Here is a 2,054-nt window from a genome sequence, read left to right as displayed (position 1 = left end):
TAATCACTAAAAATCAGCTCCGACCAATGAGGCCTGAGGCCTCCAGTCCCGTCAACAGTACTGTAATATCGGGCTGATTCACTATGTCTCTGATCGCTGATTGATTTCCGCTGTGCACCGCTTCCAACAGTTCGTATTCTTCCTGGCTGCAATCATAGTGCTGGATCCCGGAATCTGCTTCATATATTGCGAGGTTCAACTGGCATGTCGAAGTCTCACGCAGGATTGTATCAAAATCCTGAATATCATGTTCCATGCAGTCGATTATTTCCAGGGGATTACGTTCGAATCTGCAAAGCTGAAGCTGAGGATTAATGAAATAGTCGTCGAAAAAAGCATCGGTATTTGCCTCGTTTGAGAGAACATTGTTGGCATGCCAGAAATAGCGGATGGTTTCCCTGATCACTATCCATGAACCGGTAATATTCAGTTTCTTTAACACGGCTTCTACAGCTGCCAGCTGATAATCTATTGCTCTAGTATCTGCTGGTAGAGAGCTGATCTCGGCACAGGTAATTGTAAAAAATTCAGATGGGCTTAGATGCAGATAATTCAGCAGAATATCAAACCAGCTTACTGCCTTCCCCTGGTTGTAGAATCGTTCAACTGAATCAGCAATTCGGGAAGCCTGCTTCATGTCAGCAGTGGTAAATGTCGGGGTATGTGTGACGGTGTAGTCATCTTCTTTGTCGTAGCTGAGTTCGTAGCTGTCAGCCATATCATACAGTTCGGTTCCCGGCAGGACTGAAAGCGGAAAAATATCGATGTGATTCGGTACCATCGAGAATGCAAAATCAAGGCTTTGCAAAAAGCCGTCGAGGCTGTCGCCGGGAAGTCCGTAAATCAGATCAAAACCATATGGAATCTGCTCATTGTGTAGAAGCAGCACATTGGCAGTGAACTCCTGCATGTTGAATGAACGGTTGATTGTTTTCAGCACAGCTGCATGAATGCTCTGCAGTCCGATCTGCAGGGAACAGTAGAGCTGGGAGAAAAGTAGTGCCATTTCCTCGTCAATGTGCTCCGCGCGTATCTCGAGGGTGTAATGAATGTCCGGTGCGGATTCTATCATCATCTGCAGATTCTGCTTGGCTTTCTTTTTGTTGTAGTTAAATGTCGGATCCAGCACCAGGATTTCACTGATTCCGGAAGAATGAAACAGCTCCAGCTCTTGCTTGATTCTGTCTTCCGGAAAACGCCGTATACTGGATGTTCCTCTTGACTCGAAGCAGAACGCACAGCGGTAGGGACAACCCCTGGATAATTCCCACAGCGCACCCTCATGCATATCCAGATCAATCAGTTTGTTGAGGTATGGCGAGGCTATTGTGCTTAATTCCGGAGGGGGCCCGGAAATGATTCTGCTCTCCTGTATTGAAATGCCTTCCAGCAAGGAGCGGAACAAGGGAATAACAGCTGCTTCTGCCTCACCAGCAATGATAAAATCGATTTCCTGTATTGCAGAAAAGTAGTCCGGTAACGCAGTCGGCTGAGGACCCCCGACCAGTATTGTGCAGGACGGATATGCTGCCTTAATGGACCTGATCAAAGATATGCTCTCTCTGGTATTCCACAGATAAACCGAAAAGCAGATGCAGTCCGGGTCCCCGTGAGTAATTTTCTCCATGTTGATCGTCGCTGAATCAGTCAGGTAGCAGTTTATTATGTGGATCTGTACCTGGTTCGGGAAATGCTGTTGAACTGATCCTGCGACCATAGCCGCCCCGAGCGGTACCGCCCGGGATGAGTGTTCAATATGTAAGCAGATAAAATGTATACGCATGTGTTCCTGTCTTTTTATATGAGTCTCATGTATACCACGTTTCCTCATATAATATAAGCTGTGAGGAAATTGCAGAATTGTGGCTGGTTTTTTTTCTGGCAATAGCAGCGAATTCTCAAGTCGAGATTTTGTAAAAATCTGCTATCAAAACCTGAACTTTTTTCCCTGTTTCCCTTGACCAAAACAACGCAGTCCGTTATATTCACCCTCACGCGCCGAGAGGCGCCACCCGCAATACAGCAAGGCCAACAGGCCATAAAAAGTTGCTGCA

Annotated in this window: 1 protein-coding gene; it reads right to left on the bottom strand. The window is 46.4% G+C overall.

The window, feature by feature from the left end; genetic code table 11:
• Positions 1-13: 13 nt before the first annotated feature.
• The gene (locus tag ACYQ2L_RS17085; RefSeq protein WP_460058320.1) at positions 14-1,783 is read right to left on the bottom strand and encodes a B12-binding domain-containing radical SAM protein; all 1,770 of its coding nucleotides are present in this window, start codon (positions 1,781-1,783) and stop codon (positions 14-16) included.
• Positions 1,784-2,054 lie beyond the last annotated feature (271 nt).

The sequence above is a fragment of the Spirochaeta dissipatitropha genome (assembly GCF_054657935.1).
The sequence above is the reverse complement of the archived record's forward strand: the minus strand, read 5'-3'. Positions and strand labels throughout refer to the sequence as shown.

What these genes read in the sequence shown, in the direction of transcription:
- ACYQ2L_RS17085 (WP_460058320.1), bottom strand. Translation starts at nt 1,783, where the DNA reads ATGCGTATACATTTTATCTGCTTACATATTGAACACTCATCCCGGGCG.